Origin of the sequence: Filimonas lacunae (genome assembly GCF_002355595.1) — a bacterium.
Lineage (GTDB): Bacteria > Bacteroidota > Bacteroidia > Chitinophagales > Chitinophagaceae > Filimonas > Filimonas lacunae.
In genome coordinates this window covers 5,528,562-5,552,298 of the sequence record NZ_AP017422.1, presented here as the reverse complement: position 1 = coordinate 5,552,298, position 23,737 = coordinate 5,528,562, and the positions used below count along the sequence as shown (strand labels likewise).

The following is a 23,737-nucleotide window of genomic DNA, read 5'->3' as shown; positions in this document are numbered from 1 at the left end:
AATAAAAGGAATAAGTGGTCTGGTTTAAATAACCATATAAGCGCCTTTATGAACGCTATGACCTAGCAAAATTTCGCACAGGCTTTCATCATAAAGCTTCATACGCTCTGCCAGCTTACGGGTAAAAGCTTCTGCCCATATTTTGGTAATAGGGTGTGGCACTTCGTAAAGTGGAGAGGTAATCATATGCGCCCCATCGCCATGACTCGTTTCCTTCATGGCACCAAAATCGTTACGTTTGCTCTCGGCCAAAACCAGCAACTCTTCGTTAAATATCTTATCAGAAGGAATGGCGTTTTGCTTTAACTGCTGAAAATTCTGGTATACACCGTAGTCAACACGAATCCATTCTTCAAATACAGCAGCAACAATATTAATATCCGGTAAAACAATACCATCTGCTATATCTTTTTTTGTAAGTTCTGTAAGCGGTCCGGGCCCTCCATTGATAATGGCTTTGTAGGTTAACAGCACTAATGCCAGAAAATCTTCGGGGTCTTTTTCCCAGGAAAACCTCAGGTTCAGCAACGATTGCAGCAGTCCTTTGTAGGCCTTCGCATATTCTTTGTATTGCGGCGAACTCATCTGCTCACATTCACTTTCACCTTCATATTCTTGAAATCCCTCCATGTCAGTATACATAATAAAATAAATTTTAAAGTATCAGAACAGTGGTTATTCAGGCAGGATAGTGGAGGAAATCAAATGTAAGAAAGAATTGGATATTTTCCCGGGGTCTCTGAACACTTGTCCATTTCATCCACTAGTTCTTAAATGGCTTCCATAAGTTGGTGAATCATTTCCACCAGATCTTTCCTTTATTCCGTATCTTCCGGCAAATTAATCGGGAGTGCCTTGGCGCTTACCACCAATACCTTCATCACTTCAGAAAATTTTAGCACTTCTCCAAAAAGCTCCCTGTACTTTTCCAGGATCTTTTTACTCTCTTCAGAAGGCTCAGGAATTTGCCGGCCCAACTCTCTGGGCATTTCGCCCAACCTTCTGGCCATTTCAGGGAGTTGCCTGGAACGATCAGGCAACCTTCTGGGCAAATCAGGGAGTTCCCTGAGATGATGGCCCAACCTTCTGGCCATTTCAGAGAGTTGCCTGGAATGCTCAGGCAACCTTATGGGCAAATCAGAGAGCTCCCTGAAAGGATGCCACAACCTTCTGGGCATTTCAGGGAACTCTCTGGACAAATGCCACAACTCTCTGGGCATTTCGCCCAACTCTCTGGAGAAAAAATAAAGTCGTTTTTGGTCTTATATGCACTTTTTAAGTATATATATAAAGCATTATATTATTGCTAAAACCCTTATGTAGCAGGTGTTTTACAAGAAAATATGTGTCGGATATGTGTCAGAAAGCGGGTTGAAAAAAGTACATCTAGCTGATTATCAAATAATAATATCATTTCCAGTTGCTTTTGCCCTTATCGCAAAAAACTTTTTTGAAACTATTTTACCGCGTCCACACTGCGTTTGAAGCCGACACATATGTGTCACATGTTTTGCAAAATCTCGCCGCCTCGCCAATTTTACATCGTAATCGGGCAGCAACAGAATGGCCATTCATCCGGCACCTTTTCCGCTTCTTTCCCGGATCATTGTACAAGAAGAAGCAGAGAGGTACGGCAACTGTTCCGGCACCCAAACCAGTAGCGGTTTGGACATTTATTCATCTATCAAATTGTAAAAAATGAAAAAGACATATGGTTATTTTATTCCCGCAGCAGATGCCGAATTAGTTCGTTGGTTAAACAATTTTAAAGAACAGATAACGATTGTAGGGCCAACGCTGGGCCTTACGGCTATCCAGGTGTCAGAGTTGACGGATAAGGCTCAGAAAGCTATTGATGCATTATTAACGGTTGTTGTTAAAAAACAAGACTATTCAGATGCCGTTCTGTTGAAGAATATGGTGCGTAATGAGGAGGTTAACTTTATAGCCAACACTGCGGTAGTGTTAAAACGGCATGCATCGTTTACGGAAAATATAGGTGGCGCATTGGGCATTATCAATCTTACAGGTGCTCAAAGCAGACTTACACTTCAGCCAACACTTAAAGTGAATGTTTTTCCGGAATATGTGGAAGTGGGCTTTAATAAGCGTGGCCAAACGGGTGTAACCATTTTCTCCCGTATCCGTGATACAGAAGAAAAATGGGAAGAGATTGGCAACGCAGAACGTTCGCCCTACAAAGATACCAGGCCGTTAAAAGTGGCAGGTAAAGCGGAGATTCGTGAGTATATGGCCCGTTGTTATAGCAACGACGAATCTGTAGGTCAAAACAGTGAAGTAAGTGTAGTCGTGTTTGGAGGATAGGGGGCAAAAAAATACGCGCCGGATAAACCGGCGCGTTATTCATTTAAACACAATCAAAATATCCTCTTTTCATATGGCGGGTACTAAACCGGCAATCGTTATTATTTCTGGCAAGTAATCTTTTAGCAAGTATCTGTTAGAGAGCCATGCGTTGTTTGCATTTGCTGTATCAAAATAACAGCATAGAATTTAAACTAACAAGTATTAGTGAAAATATTTTTAGAAATTTTTGAAAGTTCAATAAGGCACCTGTTACTCAATAGAATGGGGCAGGCTGTTGCAGTCGGCACGGTTTTCGGGTTAAATAGCTTATATTCATTTGATTAAACTGTATTTCCGAAATGAGAACACAAAAAACAGTAACCTCTTCGATTCTTTTTGCTGCTATTATGGGAATGTTAGCCTCCTGCGGGGGGAGAGACAAGAAGGATAAAGCAGCGGCAGACAGTACAAAACCTGTAGTAGTGGCTCCTGCAGGCCCGGGCACGCCTATGAAGCTGGACAGTACCAAAAGGTATATCTACCTCACTTTTGATGATGGCCCGCAGCCTCCGGGAACAAATATGTGTAAAGCTGTTTTTCACGAACAGGGCGTTAAAGCCACATTTTTTCTGGTGGGTATGCACCAGTTCGACCACAGGCGTAAGCTTATTGTAGATTCTTTGCATAACAGTTATCCGGAGTTTTTAACTGCCAACCATAGTTATTCGCATGGGTTTAAAAACAACTACCGCAATTTTTACACACATGCAGATAGCGCCGTAAAAGATTTTTTACGCGCTGGGGAAGAACTGAAGATACCTGTGAAAATTATTCGCCTGCCTGGTAATAATAACTGGGTGCATAAAGGAGAAATTCGTGGCCCGAAAATTCCGCTGGCTGTTTGTAAAAAACTAGACTCATTGGGGTATGATGTTATTGGCTGGGATGTGGAATGGGGCTTTAAAGGCAATTCTACTCCAATTCAAAGTGCCGAAAAAATGGCGCAGGAAGTCAATACCAAATTTGAAAACTATACCAGTTATACGCCTAATACGGTAGTGATTCTGGCGCATGACCGCATGTTTGCCAGCGCACAGTATGCCGATTCGTTAAGGCGCTTTATTACTATCCTGAAACAAGATCCACGGAATGTATTTGAAACCATAGATCACTATCCGATGGTGCAGCAGAAGTAGTTTACGGGAGAAGTCCTTTTTATTGTCATGAACCTATATAACACCTTTTCTATCGTTATTGTATTGGCGGCCGTAATAGCTTATCTCAATCAAAAGCTGTTAAGGCTGCCCAGTACAATTGGGGTAATGATCATTGCTATATTCATTTCCCTGGTACTGATATTATGCAGTAACCTGTTTCCTTCCTTTTTCCAGGATTCCATTGCGCTTATTGATTCGGTTGATTTTAGCAAGATGCTTACAGGGGCGGTGCTCAGCTTCCTGTTGTTTGCCGGTACTATACAGATACGTATTGATGATTTGAAGAATCAGAAGTTATCGGTACTGTTGTTTTCTACCATAAGCGTTATTCTATCTACTGTTATTGTGGGGCTGTTGCTGTACCTGTTGCTACAGTTGCTGGGCATTCCTATAGCGTTGCTGCATTGTTTTTTGTTTGGAGCGCTTATTTCACCTACCGATCCTGTGTCGGTGCTGGCTATTTTAAAAAATTCGGGCATATCCAAATCTCTGGAAACCAAAATAGCGGGGGAGTCGCTGTTAAATGATGGCGTGGCGCTGGTTATCTTTTTCAGTATCCTGCATGCCATTCGCAACCCGGATGATCCGGTTACCCTCACACAAATAGCCCAGGTATTTGCCAGGGAAGCTTTAGGCGGGCTGGCTTTAGGTCTGGTGCTGGGGTATGTGGGATCGTGGGCTTTAAAGTCAATAGACAATTATAAGATAGAAGTGATGATTACGCTGGCTATTGTGATGGGAGGATACAATCTGGCGGGTGGGCTGGGGGTGTCGGGGCCGCTAACGATGGTGTCGGCTGGTATTATTATAGGTAATTATGGGAAGTCATATGCTATGTCAGATATTTCGCGCGACTACCTGGATAAATTCTGGGAGCTGATTGAGGAGATATTAAATATTATGTTGTTTGCTTTAATTGGTTTTGAGCTGTTGCTGATTAAGCATTTTACTTTTTACTGGACTATTGGGCTTAGTTGTATTGTGATTGTGTTAGTGGCCCGGTTTATCAGTATTGCCATTCCGGCTATTTTTATCCGGTTACAGGAGCGGTTAAAGCTACGCACGGTATTATTTCTTACCTGGGGTGGTTTAAGAGGAGGGGTTTCCATTGCTTTGGCGCTTACTTTGACCCGGGGATTACATAAAGATTTGTTTTTATTCATTACTTATTGTGTTGTTGTGTTTTCGGTGGTAGTGCAGGGGCTCAGTATTGAGCGTTTTACTTTGCGGCGCAAAAAAAAGTTGTCAACTGTTGAAAATTAGTGATGCTTTTTTTTTGTTTTGTATTAATTCTTACCTTTGCCGCCTTATGGAGTTTGGAAAGTTGTATCCCAATCACTCATTTAACATACTTACTAATACAGGTCTGCCAAGGCCAAAATTGCCTTAATAAGCTGGTGCTCAGTTTGTTAGGGTTTTGTTATGTATATACAGTAATGTGTTTCTGACAGTGGAAATAGGAGCTTTCTACGCTCAAAAAAATAAGTAATTTTTACGTATGGCAATGAAAAAAGACAATCGTCCTAAAGCCACCTTCTCTAAAATCACCATCGGTCTTGCATCGCCCGATAGTATTTTAGAGCGCAGTTTTGGTGAAGTGCTTAAGCCGGAAACCATCAACTACCGTACCTACAAGCCGGAGCGTGATGGTCTGTTTTGCGAAAGAATTTTTGGTCCTGTAAAAGATTATGAGTGTGCTTGTGGTAAATACAAGCGTATTCGTTACAAGGGCATTGTGTGTGACCGTTGTGGTGTGGAAGTTACTGAAAAGAAAGTACGTCGTGAGCGCATGGGCCACATTAAACTGGTGGTTCCTGTAGTACACATCTGGTACTTTAAAAGCTTACCTAACAAAATTGGTTACCTGTTAGGGATGAGTTCTAAGAAATTAGAAACGATTGTTTATTACGAAAGATACGCGGTAATTCAGCCGGGTGTTCGTGAAGATAAAAACCTGCAGTCGGGCGATCTGTTAACAGAAGAAGAGTACCTGGAAATCATGGACAATTTGCCCAAGGATAACCAGTACCTGAGTGACGACGATCCGCAAAAGTTCATTGCCAAAATGGGTGCCGAAGCGGTTCATGACCTGCTGGCCCGTATTGACCTGGACTCTTTGAGCTTTACCCTGCGTAATGCTGCTGCCAACGAAACTTCTCAACAACGTAAAGCCGACGCCTTAAAGCGTTTGAGCGTTGTGGAAAGCTTCCGTGATGCCTCTACCCGCATCACCAACCGTCCTGAGTGGATGGTAATGCAATATGTACCTGTTATTCCTCCTGAATTACGTCCGTTAGTTCCATTGGATGGTGGCCGTTTTGCGTCTTCTGACCTGAACGATTTATACCGTCGTGTAATTATCCGTAACAACCGTTTAAAGCGTCTGTTGGAGATTAAAGCTCCTGAGGTGATCCTGCGTAACGAAAAACGTATGTTGCAGGAAGCGGTGGATTCCCTGTTCGATAACAGCCGTAAATCTAACGCCGTGAAAGCGGAAGGTGGACGCGCCCTGAAATCTTTGAGTGACGTACTGAAAGGTAAACAAGGTCGTTTCCGTCAGAACTTGTTAGGTAAGCGTGTTGACTATTCTGGTCGTTCTGTAATTGTGGTAGGCCCCGAGCTGAAAATGCACGAGTGTGGTTTACCTAAAGATATGGCTGCCGAATTGTTCAAGCCGTTTGTTATTCGTAAACTGATTGAAAGAGGTATCGTTAAAACAGTAAAATCGGCTAAAAAGCTGGTAGACCGTAAGGAAGCTGTTATCTGGGATATCCTTGAAAATATTCTGAAAGGTCACCCTGTAATGTTAAACCGTGCCCCTACGCTGCACCGTTTATCTATCCAGGCTTTCCAACCAAGATTAGTAGAAGGTAAAGCTATTCAGCTGCACCCGTTAGTAACCGCGGCGTTCAACGCCGACTTTGATGGTGACCAGATGGCGGTTCACGTGCCTTTGAGCAGTGCTGCAATTCTGGAAGCCCAGTTGCTGATGTTATCTTCTCACAACATTCTGAACCCGCAAAATGGTACGCCTATCACCCTTCCTTCTCAGGACATGGTACTGGGCTTGTATTACATTACCAAGGGTAAGAAAACTACGGAAACCGAGATTGTAAAAGGCCAGGGTATGGCTTTCTACAGCATGGAAGAAGTAATTATCGCTTATAACGAAAACCGCGTTGACCTGCACGCTAACATTAAGGTGAAAACCAATGTACGTGAAGCTGGTCAGCTGGTGAAAAAGCTGATTGATACTACTGTAGGCCGTGTACTGTTTAACCAGCACGTTCCACACGAAGTAGGTTTCATCAACGCTTTATTAACCAAGAAAAGCCTGCGGGAAATCATTGGTGACATTATCAAAATCACCAACGTTCCTAAAACCGCTAAATTCCTGGATGATATCAAAACCCTCGGTTTCCGTATGGCCTTCCGTGGTGGTTTGTCGTTCAACGTGAATGACCTGATCATCCCTACTATGCGTAACGAACTGCTGGAGCAGGCGAAAGTAGAAGTGGAAGAGGTTTGGGAAAACTACAACATGGGTTTAATTACCAATAACGAACGTTATAACCAGGTAATTGACATATGGAGCCGTGTGGATACCCGTATTACTGAAACGCTGATTCGCGAAATGCAGAATGACAAACAGGGCTTCAACTCTGTATACATGATGCTTGATTCCGGTGCGCGTGGTAGTAAACAACAGGTTAAACAGCTGGCTGGTATCAGAGGTCTGATGGCTAAACCAAGAAAGTCTGGTTCTTCTGGTTCTGAAATTATCGAAAACCCGATCCTTTCCAACTTTAAAGGTGGATTGAACGTGTTGGATTACTTCATCTCTACGCACGGTGCCCGTAAGGGTCTGGCGGATACGGCCTTGAAAACGGCGGATGCGGGTTACCTGACCCGTCGTCTGGTAGACGTATCTCAGGATGTGGTTATTTCGGAAGAAGATTGCGGTACTTTAAGAGGTATTGCTACATCTGCCCTGAAAGACAACGAAGACATTATCGAGCCACTGTTGGATCGTATTGTTGGTAGAAGTTCACTGCATGATGTATTCCATCCGCAAACAGATGCAATACTGGTGAATGCAGGTGAAGAAATCACTACTGATATTGCAAAAGCGATTGAAGAAGCGGGTATTGAAACGGTTGAAATCCGTTCTGTACTTACCTGCGAAAGCAAGCGCGGTGTGTGCGTGAAGTGTTATGGTAAAAACCTGGCTACAGGTTACGTGGCACAGAATGGTGATGCCGTTGGTATCATCGCTGCACAGTCCATTGGTGAACCAGGTACACAGTTAACACTTCGTACCTTCCACGTGGGTGGTATCGCCGGTTCTTCTTCTATTGAATCTTCACTGAACGCTAAGTTCGATGGTACTATCCAGTTCGATGGTTTACGTACTGTTGTTACTGAAAATAATGAAGGTGAAAAAGTATCTATCGTTATTGGTCGTACCGGTGAGGTGCGTATCATGGACGTGAAGAACGACCGCCTGTTAATTACCAACAACGTACCTTACGGTGCAACGCTGAACGTGAAAGATGGTCAGCAGGTGAAAAAAGGCGAAGCGATCTGTACATGGGATCCGTTCAACAACGTTATCGTTGCGGAGATTGCGGGTGAGATTAAATTCGAAAACGTAATTGAAGGTGTAACCTTCCGTGAAGAAGCAGATGAGCAAACCGGTCACCGCGATAAAGTGGTAATTGAAACAAAAGATAAAACCCGTATTCCTTCTATCTCTGTAGAAGGTAAGGAAATCAAAAACTATAACTTACCTGTAGGCAGCCGTCTGGTAATGGAAGAAGGCGATAAAGTAAGAGCCGGCCAGGTAATTGTTAAAATACCAAGAACGCTTCGTAAGTCTGGTGATATCACCGGGGGCTTACCTCGTGTAACTGAATTGTTTGAAGCAAGGAACCCGGGTAACCCAGCCGTTGTTTGCGAAATCGATGGTGTAGTAGCCTTCGGTAACGTGAAGCGTGGTAACCGCGAAATCATTGTAGAAGCAAGAGATGGTATCGTTAAAAAATACCTGGTACCGTTAACACGTCAGATCCTGGTTCAGGATGGTGACTTCGTTAAAGCAGGTACTCCGTTATCTGATGGTCAGATTGCTCCTGCAGATATCCTGGCTATCAAAGGTCCATTCGCAGTACAAGAGTACGTGGTGAATGAAATTCAGGAAGTTTACCGTTTACAGGGTGTAAAAATCAACGATAAGCACATCGAGGTAATTGTACGTCAGATGATGAAGAAGGTTGAGATTGTTGACGCCGGTGACACAAGGTTCCTGGAAGAAGATCTGGAAGACAGATTTGACTTTAACGAAGAGAACGACCGCATCTTTGATAAGAAGGTAGTAACAGAACCAGGGGAAAGCAGTAAGCTGAAAGCTGGTCAGATCGTTACCCTGCGTGAGCTGAGAGAAGAAAACTCTATTTTACGTCGTAACGATAAAAAACTGGTAGAAGTGCGTGATGCACAGCCTGCAACCGCTACACCGGTGTTATTGGGTATTACCAAAGCATCACTGGGTGTACAAAGCTGGATCTCTGCTGCTTCGTTCCAGGAAACTACCAAGGTACTGAGCTCTGCAGCTATTCAAGGTAAAACTGATGACATGTTAGGCTTGAAAGAAAACATTGTTACAGGTCACCTGATCCCTGCCGGTACTGGTCAGAAAGCGTTTGAGAACATGATCGTAGGTAGCAAGGAAGAGTATGAACTGCTTTCTACTGCACGCGAAGCCATGAACTTTGACGATGATGAATAATTATTAAGTAGTATTTACATAAAGGGCTGACAACTATTACGGTTGTCAGCCTTTTTTTCATGCTTATATTCTGTTAAAATATAAGATAAATCATACCACGACTGAATAAGTGTGGTTATCTTCATGACCCCAAAATCATCTGAATGAAGAATTTTTTAATTGGATTGAACATTGTTTTGTTGTTGGCTGTCGGTGTTTTGTATTACCTGTTTTTTTCTGCAAAAAAAGCAGATAGCAAACCCAGCATGGCTAACCTGGTAAGTGATTCAGCTGCGGTAGGTACTGGCTCTGTTAAAATGGTGTATTTTGAATCGGATAGCCTGGAAAAACAATATGAATATTACAAAGAGGTGAGGAGTGCGTTAAGGCAGAAAGATGAGGAGAATGTTCGTAAGTTAACTAATCTTAGAAATGAGTTTAACAATACGGTAAAAGGATATCAGCAAAAGGGTAGTTCCATGACACAGAATGAGCAAACCCAGGCTCAGCAAACCCTGCAGCAAATGGAAAGTGAATATCAGAACACTGCCCAGCAGCAGCAGCAGGATATGCAGGCCGAAAGCATGCGCAGATTGCAGGAAGTGAAAATGAAAATACAGGACTTTTTGAAAGACTATGCGAAAGAAAAAGGTTTTGTGTTTGTGTTTGGTACCAATGAATACGACTACCTGTATTACAAAGATCCTTCTCGCGACATCACTGCTGATGTAGTTCGTTTACTGAACGAGCGTTACAAAGCGGAGAAGAGCGCTAAGAAAAAATAGCCTTCACCACTATATTGGTTTATTTACTATCTTGAAATCCCGTAAAAAGCGGGATTTTTTTATGCACCAAAACGAATTCAAACCTACACTGGGACTGCTGGATGGTACTATGATAGTAGCCGGAAGCATGATTGGCTCAGGTATTTTTATTGTAAGTGCCGATATGCTGCGTAATGTAGGTTCGAGTGGCTGGCTGATGATTGTTTGGATGATTACTGGTTTTATGACCGTAGCAGCTGCAGTAAGTTATGGTGAGTTAAGTGCTATGTTTCCCAAAGCAGGTGGCCAGTATACTTATCTGAAAGAAAGCTATAACCCATTAGTGGGCTTTTTATATGGATGGAGTTTTTTCGCCGTTATTCAAACGGGTACTATTGCTGCTGTAGGGGTGGCCTTTTCTAAATTCACGGCTTACTTAATTCCTGCTGTAAGTGAAGACAATATTTTATGGGCTACTGATTTATGGACTACCAGCAGTGGGCCTGTTCATTTCCAGATTTCGGCAGCACAGTTATTATCTATAGGAACGATTGTATTGCTTACTTACATTAATACAAGAGGGGTGAAAGATGGCAAGATTATACAAACCACTTTAACCATCATTAAACTGATCAGCATCTTCGGATTAATTGCCTGCGGCTTGTTTCTGGCAAAGGGCGAGGTTTGGCATGCCAACTGGTCCGATGCCTGGAATTTACATAAGCTAAATGCAGATGGCTCTGTTGAAAAATATGCAACAGCAGCAGCATTGGGTGCTATTGCGGCTGCTATGGTGGGCAGTATTTTTAGTAGCGTGGCATGGGAAGGCGTTACTTTCATTGCCGGTGAAATAAAAAATCCGAAGCGTAACGTTGGCCTGAGTTTGTTTTTAGGAACCTTTATAGTCACCATCATTTATATAGCGGCCAACTTCATGTACACAGCGGTGTTGCCATTACATGAAATAGCTACGGCTGATAAAGACAGGGTTGCTGTTGCTGCTTCCAATGCCATCTTTGGCGATGTAGGCAAAATAGTGATTGCTGTAATGATCATGATTTCTACGTTTGGCTGTAACAACGGTTTAATTCTGGCAGGTGCCCGTGTATATTATACCATGGCTAAAGACGGCCTGTTTTTTAAGAAAACACGTGAGCTGAACAAGTTTGCAGTGCCGGAATTTGGCTTGTGGATACAATGTGCGGTGGCTGGTTTATTATGTTTAAGCGGCAGATATGGCGATTTATTAGATATGGTGTCTTTTGTGGTAGTGATCTTCTATGTATTAACTATTTTAGGAATTTTTATACTCCGGAAGAAACGACCTGATGTGGAGCGGCCTTATAAAGCCTTTGGTTACCCCATTATACCGGCTATCTTCATTATTATGGGCCTGGCTTTTTGCACTTTGCTGATCATTTATAAGCCAAATTTTACCTGGCCCGGTCTGATTATTGTTCTAATTGGTATTCCCATTTATTACATTGCACTCGCAAACAAGAAAACAGATCGAAGCCATGAACTTTAATGAGTTATTCCTGCAGTTAGAAAAAGTACGTGTAGCCGTTGTTGGTGACTTAATGCTGGATACTTATTGGTGGGGTAAGGTGGATCGTATTTCGCCGGAAGCCCCTGTGCCTGTGGTTACGTTGGGAAGAAAAGAGCATCGCATTGGTGGTGCCGGCAACGTGGCATTGAACACTTCTTCCCTGGGGTGTGAAACCACTTTGTTTTCGGTAGTAGGCGATGATGTGGATGGTGAGTTGTTGCTGGGCTTATTGCAGGAAAGGCATATTGATACCAAGTATATTATCAAAAGTGAAGAGCGCATTACTACCAATAAAATACGGGTAATGAGCAGGAGTCAGCAAATGATTCGCCTGGATTCGGAGATCACCGATGATGTGCGGGACGAAGATGAAAGGGCTTTGCTGTATAACTTCGCTTCTTACGTAAAGCGCTACCAGCCTACGGTGGTGATTTTTGAAGATTATAACAAAGGGGTATTGTCGCCCACGCTCATCACCGAAATGATTGCGGTGTGTAAAGAGCATGGTGTGGTAACAACGGTAGATCCTAAACGTGCTAATTTCTTTACTTATAAAGGGGTGGATATATTTAAGCCTAACCTGAAAGAAGTAAAAGAAGCTTTGAACCTGATATCGGAAGATATGAATGAAGCCACACTCCGTAACATACATGCTGAGTTACACCAAACGCTTCAACATAAAATATCCCTGATCACCTTATCTGAAAAAGGTATTTTCTTTCAAAAGGGAAGTTCCTCAAAAGTGGCGCCTTCGCATGTGCGCAATATTGCCGATGTAAGCGGTGCAGGCGACACTGTTATTGCAGTGGCCAGTGTTATCTATGCCATTACCAAAGACATTAAACTGGCGGCTGAAATGTCGAATATAGCCGGTGGCCTGGTGTGTGAAGAAATTGGTACTGCCGCCATTGGCCGGGTGCGTTTGTTGCAGGAATGCAAAAAATTGCTGGTGCCGGTGGATTAGAAAATATCTAATAGCTTTCCTTTTTTTAGCTTGTAAATTGATATTCTTTAAGTAAAAGTGTTTTTACTTGATGAATATTTAAGTTGTTGCGTCTAATATTCAAAACTGTTCGTTGCTAAAAGCACTATTTTCGGCGCCAAATAAAACCCCAATACATTCGATCTTATGAGCAGGTATACTATAGTTATACATGGTGGTGCCGGAACTATTTTGAAGGAGGACATGACCAAAGAACTGGAAGAAGCTTACCAGGAAGGATTAGAAGAAGCCCTTACTGCTGGTTACGGAGTGCTGGAGCGTGGCGGTAGTGCAGTAAATGCTATTAAAGCCGCTATTGTTTTGCTGGAAGATAACATGCTTTTTAATGCAGGCCGAGGATCTGTATTTACCAAAAAAGGTGTTCAGGAAATGGACGCTGCCATTATGGATGGCAGTTCACTGGCTGCTGGTGCAGTGGCGGCTATCCGCAACGTGCGCAATCCTATTGAGCTGGCTACAGAAGTAATGCGTAACAGCAATCACGTGTTTTTAAGTGGTAAAGGGGCTAACGATTTTGCTATTAAGCAGGGAGTGAAGCTGGAACCTGATGAGTATTTTTTCTCACAATTCAGATATGATCAGTGGAAAGCAATACGCGATTCGGATAATTACTCACTGGATCATACCCACCAGCGTTTAGAGGAACTAATGAAGGATAAGAAGTTTGGAACCGTAGGTGCGGTTGCTTTGGATGCGCAGGGTAATATTGCTGCTGCCACTTCTACCGGTGGTATGACCAATAAAAAATATGGCCGTATTGGTGATAGCCCTGTAATTGGTGCCGGCACTTATGCTAATAATAAAACCTGCGGCATCAGCTGCACTGGGCACGGCGAAATGTTTATACGCAGCGTAGCTGCTTACGATGTAAGCTGCTTAATGGAGTATAAAGGTTTGAGCCTGCAGGAAGCCATGGAAGTGGTAGTGCTGGATAAACTGGTGAAAATGGGTGGTGAAGGTGGTATGATTGGGGTAGATAGCCAGGGAAATGCGGCTATGGTGTTGAATAGTGCGGGTATGTATCGTGGTGTAAAAAGTAGCGCAGGACTAAATGAAACTGCCATTTATAAATAATTTTTTTGCCCGTTAAACTAATTGGCATAAAATTGGTCTTGTATTTAATAAGCAGGCAGTGTAATTACATTGTTTTGTTACAACAAGTAAAAGCGTTTCTCACCGGGGGGTACAGAAACGCTTTTTTTGTGCGCATAGATGAAGGATATGTGTGTTTTGTACGCAATTTAAAAAGTGGCGTCCTGGCTTTCTTTCAGCAATTTCCAGGTTTGTTGCAGTGGTATGTTAACTGGATAAGTATCCGCTCCTGTTTTTTGTATAGCCTGCTCTGCAGCAGTAATACGGTCGCTGGTGAGTGGGTGTGAGCTGAGAAAACGGATAGGCTGTATTTTTTCGCTGGCCTGTAAATCGCGCATCAGTTGCAGCATGCCGGAAGGATTAATCGTATTCTTTTTCAAAATTTCTATCCCGGTTTTATCTGCTTCCGCTTCCAGGCTACGGGAGTAGGAGAGGGAAGATAACTGTGCTGCACTTTTGACAACGCCTGTAGTTATGGCGGAACTGTTGCCGAAGATGAGTGCCAGAGAGACGGATAAGGATGCTTCTTTTAAAATGGAACGCAGGCTATGCCGGTTATTGATATGTGTTACTTCATGTGCTAATAATGCCGCCAGCTCTTCGTAAGAATGTATATGTTGTATAATACCGGTATTGACAACGATATAACCTCCGGGTAAGGCAAAGGCATTGATTTCTTTATCATTCACTACTACTATATGTAACGGGTAAGTATCACTTAAATGTATGTGGCCGGCAAACTGTTGCACCAACCGGGTGGCAGTGGTGTCTAACTGATTTTGCTGCACCTGTGTTTTGTAAAGGGTGTTGCCTAATGCCTGTTCCTGCTCAATAGATATGGCGCGTACGCCTATGGCTGGTATGGCATGTATCAATGCAAACAGTAAACCACCTATCACTACCAATGTTACCAGCAAGCCTATGAGTAAGGAGCGGTATTTCTTCACTTTGCCCAAAGAACCTGACTGTTGTAGTTGCTTTTCTTCTTCTATTAATTGTGCTATGGGGTTGGTGTAGGGAATTTCTACCCGGGCGTTGCGTTCGGAGTTAAGGTATACAGTTAACTGGTTGCTTTGCTTTTCGGGTATGCATTGCAGTAAGGGAAAGGTGTGCAGTAGTTGCCTGCTTTCTGTATCGTATATCTGTATGTTGCCCTGTAATAACAGTACCCGCACATGTTGTGGGCGGGTACTGTTGCTATCAAAAAAGTCAGCCATTGTTTTACTATTGTATAGCAATGTACAATAGCGGTCTGTTATTTCAATAATCCTTTTATCTCGCTCAGTTTCATTAAGGCTTCTACCGGGGTAAGGCGGTTAATATCAATGTTGTCGAGACGTTTTCTTATTTCATCAAAAGTTTCGCTGTGGGCATCAAAAATAGACATCTGCATTTGGGCAGTGTTCAGTTTCTGAATGTTGTCGTGTAGTTTTTCTACCCGTGGGCTGCCGTTGTTATCGTCGCTTTTTTCATCCACATGCTTCTCTTCCAGCTGTTGCATAATGTCTGTGGCGCGCGCAATAAGTGATGGCGGCATGCCTGCCATTTTAGCCACATGAATACCAAAGCTGTGTGTGCTGCCACCGGGTGCCAGCTTACGCAGGAAAATGATTTTATTAGCCACTTCCTTGTTGGTCACGTGGAAGTTTTTGATGCGTGGCAACTTATTTTCCAGCTCGTTCAACTCGTGATAGTGCGTGGCAAATAAGGTTTTAGGCGCTTCTTTGGAGTTGTGCAAATGCTCTACAATACTCCAGGCAATAGAGATGCCATCGTAGGTAGAGGTACCCCTTCCAATTTCATCCAATAAAATAAGGCTGCGGCCGGATATGTTATTGATGATGCTGGCGGTTTCGTTCATCTCCACCATAAAGGTACTTTCGCCACCGCTGAGGTTGTCGCTGGCGCCTACACGGGTGAATATTTTATCGGTAACAGGTATGTGAGCGGCATCTGCTGCCACAAAGCTACCCATATGCGCCATTAAGGTGTTGAGTGCGGTCTGGCGCAGGATGGCGCTTTTACCACTCATGTTGGGTCCGGTAAGGATAATCACCTGCTGGTTCTCGGGGTCGAGTGTGATATCGTTGGAGATGTATTGTTCTCCTGCCGGAAGGTTACGCTCAATTACCGGGTGGCGGCTGGCTTTTAAATGCAAATCGTAGCCATCGTGTAATACGGGCTTTTTGTAATTGTAGTGCAATGCGTTTTCGGCAAAGCAAATGATACAATCCAGTATAGCCAGTATGTTACCGTTTACCTGTATAGGGGCTATAAATTGTTGCAGCTCCTGTAACAGCTCGTCGTACAAAGCAGATTCGATGGCCGAGATTTTATCTTCTGCACCGGTGATCTTCTCTTCATACTCTTTCAGCTCCGGAGTAATATATCTTTCTGCATTGGCCAGGGTTTGTTTGCGTATCCAATCGGCCGGTACTTTAGATTTATGAGAGTTGGTTACTTCCAGGTAGTAACCGAACACATTATTGAAGCTGATTTTTAAAGAAGAGATACCTGTTTTATCGGCTTCGCGTTGCTGAATTTCTACCAGGTATTCTTTACCGCCACTGGCTATTTTACGCAGATCGTCCAGCTCGGCATGTATACCTGCTTTAATAATACTGCCTTTGTTTACTGCCACCGGTGGGTTTTCGGTAATGGTATTGGTGATTCTGTCGGCAATAGGCAGGCAGGCGTTCAATAATCCGGATAAGTGTACCAGGTAGGCGTTGTCGCTTTGGGCGGTAATTTGTTTTACCTGGTGGGCGGCATACAGGCCTTTGGCCAGATGCAGTATTTCGCGCGGGTTGATTCTTTTTACCGGCACCTTACTTACCAGCCTTTCCACATCGCCTGATTCTTTTACCAGGTGTTGTATCTGTTTGCGCAGTTCGGTGTCTTTGATAAAATGTTCTACCAGGTTCAGCCTTTCGTTAATACGGGTGGCATCGCGCAGTGGTAATAACAACCAGCGTTTCATTAAACGGGCGCCCATAGGGCTTACCGTGTTGTCCAGCACTTTTAACAGGCTGTTGGTTTGCTCGCCGGAGTTGCTCAACAATTCAAGGTTGCGTATGGTAAACCGGTCCATCCACAAATAATCTTCCCTTTCCAGGCGTTGGATGGTGGTGATGTGTTGCAGGTTTGGATGCTCGGTATCTTTCAGATAATGGAGCACAGCACCGGCGGCAATAATGCCTACGGGCATGTTTTCGATACCAAAACCTTTGAGGCTATGTGTATGAAAATGCTTTAACAGGCTTTCGGTGGCAAAGGCTTCGTCGAATATCCAGCTTTCGAGTGTATAGGTGTAAAAGCGACTGCCATAGTTTTCTTTGAACTGCTTCTGGTAGCTGCGCTGGAAAATAACTTCGGCCGGACGCAGGCTTTGTAACAGCCTGTCGATGTATTCCTGGTTTCCTTCTGCTACAAAAAACTCACCTGTAGATATATCCAGGAAGGCGATACCCGATTGCTCTTCATTAAAATGTACGCCTGCCAGGAAGTTGTTGCTGTTATGTTCCAGCAATTTATCGTTCATGGCTACGCCGGGCGTCACCATTTCGGTAACTCCGCGTTTTACAATGCCTTTAGCCTGTTTGGGATCTTCCAGCTGGTCGCACACGGCTACACGGTAGCCCGCTTTTACCAGTTTGTGCAGGTAAGTGTCCAGGGCATGGTGTGGAAAACCAGCCAGTTCAGAAGCACCGGAGGCGGCTCCGTTATTTCGTTTGGTTAAGGTAATACCCAGTACGCGGGCAGTTACAATAGCGTCTTCTCCAAAGGTTTCGTAAAAGTCACCTACTCTGAAAAGGAGTATTGCATCCGGGTATTTTTGCTTGATAGCCCGGTGTTGTTGCATTAAAGGTGTATCGGATGCTGCTTTAGCCATAGGCGGCAAATATAAAGCAGGTGATAAAATGGCCGGCCGGGGCTGCAGGGAATGTGGACAAAATGAGTGTAAGGTGGGAAAGTTATACCTTTGCCGCATGCGGAAACTTAGCATGGACGAACTGGGACGTAAGACTGTAGCGGAATTTAAGCAGGCTTCTAAAAATCCGGTGGTAGCCGTTTTGGATAATATCCGGAGTATGCATAACGTGGGTAGTGTGTTTAGAACAGCGGATGCATTTTTGGCAGAAGGAGTAGTTTTGTGTGGCTATACGCCGCAACCGCCACACCGCGACATTCATAAAACGGCGCTGGGCGCTACGGAGTCGGTAGATTGGGTGTATACACCTACTACCCTGGAAGCCGTATTGCAATTAAAAGAACAGGGCTACCGGGTGCTGGGTATTGAACAAACCGAAGGCAGCATTTCGCTGGAAACCTATACGGCCCAACCGGGTGAGAAAATAGCAGTGGTGTTTGGGAATGAAGTAGAAGGGGTGGATCAGGATGTGCTACAACATTGCGACGGTTGCCTGGAAATTCCGCAACTGGGCATGAAGCATTCTTTAAATATATCTGTGGCGGCGGGCATTGTGTTATGGAAATTATCTGAACAACGCATTATTGATTTAAAAAGAGGATAACACTGTATATGAGTACTGTAAAGAATTATCTGAGCCTGGTAAAATTTTCACATACCATTTTTGCGCTCCCTTTTGCATTGATAGGTTTTTCGCTGGGAGCTTTTAATGGCGGCCTGCATACGGTAAGCCTGAACAAAAGCATTGGCTGGGCAGGTGATATTACCAATGGACTTAACTTTAAAGAAACCAGTATAAAGTTGTTGCTGGTATTGGTGTGCATGGTTACTGCCCGTAGTGCGGCTATGGCTTTTAACCGTTACCTGGATCGCAGTTTTGATGCTAAAAATCCGCGTACCGCCATTCGTGAAATACCCAAGGGCATTATTTCGGCCAACAGCGCTTTACGCTTTGTGATTTTAAACTGCGTGCTTTTTGTTATCGCTACTTTTTTTATCAATTCTATTTGTCTTTTCCTGTCGCCCATCGCTTTGTTTGTCATTCTTTTCTATAGCTATACCAAGCGTTTTACGCCTTTGTGCCACCTGGTGCTGGGGTTAGGCCTTTCGTTAGCGCCTATAGGAGCCTACCTGGCGGTAACAGGCCGTTTTGACCTGCTGCCTATTTTGTTTTCGTTCGCCGTTATTTTTTGGGTAAGTGGCTTTGATGTCATCTATGCCCTGCAGGATATTGATTTTGACCAGTCGCAGGAACTGTATTCTATACCCTCTGTATTGGGTAAGAAAAAGGCTTTGCGTGTTTCGGAGCTGTTGCATGTGTTAAGTGCAGCCTGCGTAATGGCAGCCGGTGTGTATGGTGGTTTTCATGTTATTTTCTGGGTGGGCATTGCGGTGTTTGTGGGGATGCTTATTTACCAGCATTCTATTGTAAAGCCGGATGATTTAAGTAAGGTGAATATTGCTTTTATGACTGCCAATGGTATTGCCAGCGTGGTGTTTGGCGTTTTGGTAATAGCTGATCTGTTGATTTTTTAAAACGTTTATGGCACGTATTATTTGTGTGGATTATGGTGGAAAGCGCACGGGGCTGGCAGTAACAGACCCGATGCAGATTATTGCCACCAGCCTTACTACGGTGGAAACCAAAGAACTTTTTCCGTTTCTGAAAAACTATTTTCAGCAGGAGCAGGTAGAACTGATACTGGTAGGAGAGCCTAAAAACTGGGACGAGAGCGATACACATGCCACCCCTTTGGTGAATGCTTTTGTGAAGCGGCTGGCGAAAGAATTTCCGGCTATGCCTGTGAAAATGGTGGATGAGCGGTATACTTCTAAAATGGCATCGCAGGCCATGGTGGAAATGGGAATGAAAAAGAAAGACCGCCAGAAAAAGGGCAATGTAGACCAGATTGCAGCAACTATTATGTTACAGGAGTATATGCGTAGTTTGCTGTAAGAGATTTTAAAAACACTAAAATTTGTTTAAGTTAGTATATGATTTTACCAATTGTAGCTTACGGTGCACCTGTTTTAAGAAAGGTGGCACAGGATATTACTCCGGAATACCCGGGTTTGGAGAAGCTGATCGCTGATATGTGGGAAACCATGTATGCCAGCAGTGGGGTAGGGCTGGCTGCTCCTCAAATTAACCGCGACATTCGTTTGTTTGTTGTAGATAGTGCGCAGATTTTTGAAAACCAGGAAGAAGATGAAAAGGGCGAATACCCGGACGAACCTGGTGTTAAAAAGGTGTTTATTAATGCGCATGTGATGGCTACAGATGGCAAGGACTGGCCTTATAATGAAGGTTGTTTAAGCATTCCTAAGATCAGGGAAGACGTAATGCGTGCGGAAAAAGTAACGCTTACTTACCAGGATGAAAACTGGAAAGAGTATACGGAAACCTTTAACGGCATTACTGCCCGGGTTATTTTGCATGAATATGACCATATTGAAGGCAAGTTGTTTATAGACTATCTGAAACCTTTAAAAAGAAAGATGTTACAGGGTAAACTGAATGACATTAGTAAGGGTAAAGTACGGGTAGACTATAAAATGACCTTTGCCAAATAATGCGGAGTTTTACCGCGATATTATTGTGTACCGTTGTATCCGGCCAGCTACTGGCGCAGGATACAACGGTTGTTTTTGAAAACACCACGCTGGCACTGCCGCCTGTTATTGTACGTAATAATATGGATTACAAAAGCCTGTTAGAGCGTATTAAGAACGATACCACTTTTTATAAAGCTTTCCGCAATCTTCGTATTGTGGAGTTCTCTGCCCTGAATGATATTACCATGCTGGATAAAAAGGGCGCTTCTATAGCCAGCTATTACAGCCGAACCAGGCAACACAGGGATAATGGTTGCCGCACTACCGAAGTACAGGAGTTAAAAACCACCGGTGATTTTTTAACCCCGGACAGTGGCTTTAACTACCTCACGGGTGAAATGTATGCCAGCCTGTTTTTAACCCGTGGCCGGGTATGTGGCGAAAACAATATTGTGCAGGGTACTGCTATTAGCACAGATGGTAAAAAGGGAATGGCCAAGCATAAAGAACAATTGAAAATGTTGTTTTTTAATCCAGGCAAGAAAATTCCGGGGATACCTTTTGTGGGCAATAAACTGGACCTGTATGACGACCGGGCGCATAAGTTATACAACTACCGGTTAGATTATACAGAGTATAAAGGACATTATGCCTATGTGTTTTCGGTAAAGCCTAAAGACGATTTGGGCACGTTTAAGAAGGATGATATTGTAGTAGATAATATGACCACCTGGTTTGATGCCACTACCATGGAGGTGCTGGCCCGCAACTACTCGCTCAGTTATAAAGCCGGTGTGTACGACTTTGATGTAAGCATGGAAGTGGAAATGACCCGGATAGGCGATTTGCTGGTGCCTGCCGTGCTGCGTTATTCCGGTAACTGGAATGTGATATTAAAAAAGCGGGAACGAGCCCGCTTTACTGCAACATTATTTGATTTTAAGAATTAGCCTTCCTGGTTAATCTGGCTGGCTTTGGCCTTTACATACGTACGCCATTTGTCCAGCACCTGTAAAATATCATCCGGTACAGGCGATTCAAAAAACATTTCCTTTTGAGTTACGGGGTGTATAAAGCCCAGTGTTTTAGCGTGCAGGGCACAGCGTGAACATATGTCAAAACAGTTATCTACAAACTGCTTGTATTTAGTATACACCGTTCCTTTCAATATTCTGTCGCCACCATATTCCCAGTCGTTAAACAGGGTATGGCCAATATGTTTCATATGCACCCGAATCTGGTGGGTACGGCCTGTTTCCAGCACACATTCCACCAGGGTGGTATAATGAAAACGTTCCAGCACTTTATAATGGGTAATGGCATGTTTGCCTACTTCGCCCTCGGGGTAGGCGGCAAACTGCTTTCTAAAGCGTTCGTGGCGTGCTATATGGGCTTCAATGGTACCTTCTTCCTGCTCTACATCGCCCCACACCAGTGCCACATATTTGCGCGAAACGGTATGGTTAAAGAATTGCTTGGCCAGGTGGGCAGCTGCTTCTGATGTTTTGGCTATTACCAATAAGCCGGTAGTGTTTTTATCAATCCGGTGCACCAGGCCATAACGTGGTAAATCTTCTTCTACCAGGCCGGGGTTTTGTTGCAACAGGTGATAAGCAATACCATTGAGCAGAGTGCCGGTGTAGTTGCCTACGCCAGGATGCACTACCATATTAGGTGGTTTGTTCACAACCATAATGGCATCATCCTCGTAAACAATGTTCAGCGGAATGTTCTCAGGTTTAACCTCTGTATAATCAGGGTTCACCAGGCTCATGAGCACTATTTCATCTCCGGGCCTTACTTTATAGTTATTCTTTTCCTGTTTGCCGTTTACCGTTAAAAAACCTGCTTCTATAGCATTCTGGATTTTATTACGGCTGGCACCTTCCAGTCGTATTTGAACCCATTTGTCAATGCGCATAGGTTCCTGTCCCTTATCAACGTGATACACTTTTCGCTCATACACCTCGTCGGGGGTTTCCTCCTGCGGTATGTCCAAATCTTCTGCCATGCCGCAAAAATAGGGGAAGTACGTACTTTTGCACTATGAAAGCCGTTTTTTTTGAAGACCTGGGCATGCGTTCTTACAAAGAAGTATGGGATTACCAGGAGGGATTATTGAAGGAAGGAGTAAGCAGGAAGTCCAGAGAGCCAAAAGAACAGGTGGAAAACCGGCTGATTTTTACGGAACACCCGCTGGTGTACACCCTGGGAAAGAGTGGCAAACCGGAGCATGTGCTGCTGCCGAAAGAGGGACTGGAGGAAAAAGGAATAGAATATTTTCACGCCAACAGGGGGGGAGATATCACTTTTCACGGCCCCGGCCAGCTGGTAGGGTATCCCATTTTAGACCTGGAGCAGTTTAAAACCGACTTAGGCTGGTATTTACGCAGCCTGGAAGAGGTATTTATTTTAACCATGGCCACTTATGGCCTGAAAGGGGAGCGTAGCGCCGGCGAAACAGGGGTGTGGATGGATGCAGATGTGAAGGGCAAAGAGCGTAAAATATGCGCCATGGGCATACGGTGCAGCCGGTGGGTAACCATGCACGGTTTTGCCTTTAATGTAAATACCAACCTGGATTACTTCAATTATATTATTCCCTGCGGTATACAGAATAAACAGGTTACTTCCCTGGAAAAAGAACTGGGCGGCCCGGTTCCGTTCGAGGAAGTAAAAGCAGAAGTAAAAAGAAACTTTGAAAAGGTTTTTGAAGCTAAAATTCTTTAGCGATATAGAATTTGTTGTGCTCCTTTAGTTTTCCATCTTCAAACAAGTCGAAAGAAAACCACCCGGCATGGATAAAGTCACTCTTGTCCAGTGTAAGCTGGGTGTCTTTTACCCGGTTAATGGTATACAGTACTTTGCCGTCGGCATCGTACATCACCACTTTGTAATGCTTTTGCATGGCATCGGGCAGGTGCATCATTACATATCCTTCTCTATTGGTGAAAATGTAAATGCTCGGGCGCCAGGTAGGAGGTTGTGGTATAAAAGGCTTAATAATAATTTCATCTTCGCCAACAGCAAAAAGGCTGTCTTTGGTTTTATACAGGATAGAATCTCTGAATTTTTTATACTGGGCAAACGGGATGCGCGTAATTACAGAATCACTCTTTTTAATAGTGAACAGGGTATTGGAGCTGGAGTCCAGCAAACCAGTACTAACAAAGCCGTCTGTAATTTTTTTAGAAGGTGTGAAAAAATAAGCTCCGCCTTGTAATACGTAGAATATACGATACCACATTTTAGGCGCAGGGGCCTTGGTATCTACAATACCGTTTTGTGGTAACTCGGGAGAAGGCGTGGAGAAAAAGGTTCGGAAGTTTTTTCCACTATCAAAAGAGCGTTGAACGTTCAGTTGAATGCAGGATTCGTAAGGGTTTACCCAACTGATGGATACCCTGTTCTGGCCTAAGTCTCTGATCGTAAATCCGGGTAAAGTATCCTGAGCCTGTAAAGTTGCTGCCACTGCTATCAAACAAACCAGTAAAATATAAATCTTTTTCAACATCCGAGTCCTGCAATTTGCACGCAAAGATAGGCCTGCG

At 43.8% G+C, this 23,737-nt stretch carries 20 protein-coding genes; 14 read left to right on the top strand and 6 right to left on the bottom strand.

Features of this window, described 5'->3' with window-relative positions; all coding sequences use genetic code 11:
- Positions 1 to 24 precede the first annotated feature (24 nt).
- The gene (locus FLA_RS21925) at positions 25 to 630 is read right to left on the bottom strand and encodes a hypothetical protein (RefSeq protein WP_144264183.1); all 606 of its coding nucleotides are present in this window, start codon (positions 628 to 630) and stop codon (positions 25 to 27) included.
- A 188-nt stretch (positions 631 to 818) separates the two neighbouring features.
- Entirely contained in the window at positions 819 to 1,094 is a 276-nt protein-coding gene (locus FLA_RS21920) for a hypothetical protein (RefSeq protein WP_148666375.1), read from the bottom strand.
- Between the two features lie 604 nt (positions 1,095 to 1,698).
- On the opposite strand from FLA_RS21920, the gene FLA_RS21915 reads away from it, so the two are divergent.
- The 8 genes from FLA_RS21915 (at position 1,699) to FLA_RS21880 (ending at position 13,681) form a co-directional block, all read left to right on the top strand.
- On the top strand, positions 1,699 to 2,325 hold the full coding sequence (locus tag FLA_RS21915) for a hypothetical protein (protein ID WP_076382530.1): 627 nt from the start codon (positions 1,699 to 1,701) through the stop codon (positions 2,323 to 2,325).
- Positions 2,326 to 2,666: 341 nt separating this feature from the next.
- Complete coding sequence (locus FLA_RS21910; RefSeq protein WP_076382529.1) at positions 2,667 to 3,503, top strand: polysaccharide deacetylase family protein; 837 nt, start codon at positions 2,667 to 2,669, stop codon at positions 3,501 to 3,503.
- 27 nt (positions 3,504 to 3,530) lie between these two features.
- On the top strand, positions 3,531 to 4,787 hold the full coding sequence (locus FLA_RS21905) for a cation:proton antiporter (protein ID WP_076382528.1): 1,257 nt from the start codon (positions 3,531 to 3,533) through the stop codon (positions 4,785 to 4,787).
- 235 nt (positions 4,788 to 5,022) lie between these two features.
- Positions 5,023 to 9,312: a DNA-directed RNA polymerase subunit beta' gene (gene rpoC / locus FLA_RS21900; RefSeq protein ID WP_076382527.1), complete on the top strand. Its 4,290-nt coding sequence runs from the start codon at positions 5,023 to 5,025 to the stop codon at positions 9,310 to 9,312.
- 143 nt (positions 9,313 to 9,455) lie between these two features.
- Positions 9,456 to 10,076: an OmpH family outer membrane protein gene (locus tag FLA_RS21895; RefSeq protein WP_076382526.1), complete on the top strand. Its 621-nt coding sequence runs from the start codon at positions 9,456 to 9,458 to the stop codon at positions 10,074 to 10,076.
- Between the two features lie 61 nt (positions 10,077 to 10,137).
- On the top strand, positions 10,138 to 11,583 hold the full coding sequence (locus tag FLA_RS21890; RefSeq protein WP_076382525.1) for an APC family permease: 1,446 nt from the start codon (positions 10,138 to 10,140) through the stop codon (positions 11,581 to 11,583).
- Positions 11,573 to 12,568: a bifunctional heptose 7-phosphate kinase/heptose 1-phosphate adenyltransferase gene (locus FLA_RS21885; protein ID WP_076382524.1), complete on the top strand. Its 996-nt coding sequence runs from the start codon at positions 11,573 to 11,575 to the stop codon at positions 12,566 to 12,568. The genes FLA_RS21890 and FLA_RS21885 overlap by 11 nt, the downstream gene beginning before the upstream one ends.
- A 165-nt stretch (positions 12,569 to 12,733) precedes the next feature.
- Positions 12,734 to 13,681 carry an isoaspartyl peptidase/L-asparaginase family protein gene (locus FLA_RS21880; protein WP_076382523.1) on the top strand — a complete coding sequence of 316 codons (948 nt, stop codon included), beginning with the start codon at positions 12,734 to 12,736 and terminating at the stop codon, positions 13,679 to 13,681.
- 167 nt (positions 13,682 to 13,848) lie between these two features.
- On the opposite strand, the gene FLA_RS21875 is transcribed toward FLA_RS21880, so the two are convergent.
- Complete coding sequence (locus FLA_RS21875; RefSeq protein ID WP_076382522.1) at positions 13,849 to 14,916, bottom strand: M48 family metallopeptidase; 1,068 nt, start codon at positions 14,914 to 14,916, stop codon at positions 13,849 to 13,851.
- A gap of 38 nt (positions 14,917 to 14,954) precedes the next feature.
- Positions 14,955 to 17,591, bottom strand: coding sequence for a DNA mismatch repair protein MutS (gene mutS, locus FLA_RS21870; RefSeq protein WP_076382572.1), 2,637 nt, complete (start codon positions 17,589 to 17,591; stop codon positions 14,955 to 14,957).
- A 97-nt stretch (positions 17,592 to 17,688) separates the two neighbouring features.
- Here mutS and FLA_RS21865 point away from each other — a divergent pair, with 97 nt between their 5' ends.
- Genes FLA_RS21865 through FLA_RS21845 form a run of 5 tightly spaced genes read left to right on the top strand, consistent with a single transcriptional unit; the run spans position 17,689 to position 21,136 of the window.
- Complete coding sequence (locus FLA_RS21865; RefSeq protein ID WP_076382521.1) at positions 17,689 to 18,234, top strand: RNA methyltransferase; 546 nt, start codon at positions 17,689 to 17,691, stop codon at positions 18,232 to 18,234.
- Between the two features lie 8 nt (positions 18,235 to 18,242).
- Entirely contained in the window at positions 18,243 to 19,166 is a 924-nt protein-coding gene (locus tag FLA_RS21860; protein WP_076382520.1) for a UbiA-like polyprenyltransferase, read from the top strand.
- Between the two features lie 7 nt (positions 19,167 to 19,173).
- Positions 19,174 to 19,587 carry a Holliday junction resolvase RuvX gene (gene ruvX, locus FLA_RS21855; RefSeq protein ID WP_076382519.1) on the top strand — a complete coding sequence of 138 codons (414 nt, stop codon included), beginning with the start codon at positions 19,174 to 19,176 and terminating at the stop codon, positions 19,585 to 19,587.
- A 38-nt stretch (positions 19,588 to 19,625) separates the two neighbouring features.
- A complete protein-coding gene (def, locus tag FLA_RS21850) occupies positions 19,626 to 20,204 on the top strand; it encodes a peptide deformylase (protein WP_076382518.1) in 579 nt (192 codons plus the stop codon).
- Positions 20,204 to 21,136, top strand: coding sequence for a hypothetical protein (locus tag FLA_RS21845; protein ID WP_096511240.1), 933 nt, complete (start codon positions 20,204 to 20,206; stop codon positions 21,134 to 21,136). The genes def and FLA_RS21845 overlap by 1 nt, the downstream gene beginning before the upstream one ends.
- On the opposite strand, the gene FLA_RS21840 is transcribed toward FLA_RS21845, so the two are convergent.
- Entirely contained in the window at positions 21,133 to 22,197 is a 1,065-nt protein-coding gene (locus FLA_RS21840; protein WP_076382516.1) for an RluA family pseudouridine synthase, read from the bottom strand. The genes FLA_RS21845 and FLA_RS21840 overlap by 4 nt on opposite strands.
- Positions 22,198 to 22,232: 35 nt before the next feature.
- Between FLA_RS21840 and lipB the strand changes: the two genes are divergently transcribed.
- Positions 22,233 to 22,916: a lipoyl(octanoyl) transferase LipB gene (gene lipB / locus FLA_RS21835; protein ID WP_076382515.1), complete on the top strand. Its 684-nt coding sequence runs from the start codon at positions 22,233 to 22,235 to the stop codon at positions 22,914 to 22,916.
- Here the strand turns inward: lipB and FLA_RS21830 are convergent.
- Positions 22,903 to 23,700 (bottom strand): hypothetical protein, encoded by a 798-nt coding sequence (locus FLA_RS21830; RefSeq protein ID WP_076382514.1) that lies wholly within the window; start codon positions 23,698 to 23,700, stop codon positions 22,903 to 22,905. The genes lipB and FLA_RS21830 overlap by 14 nt on opposite strands.
- Positions 23,701 to 23,737 lie beyond the last annotated feature (37 nt).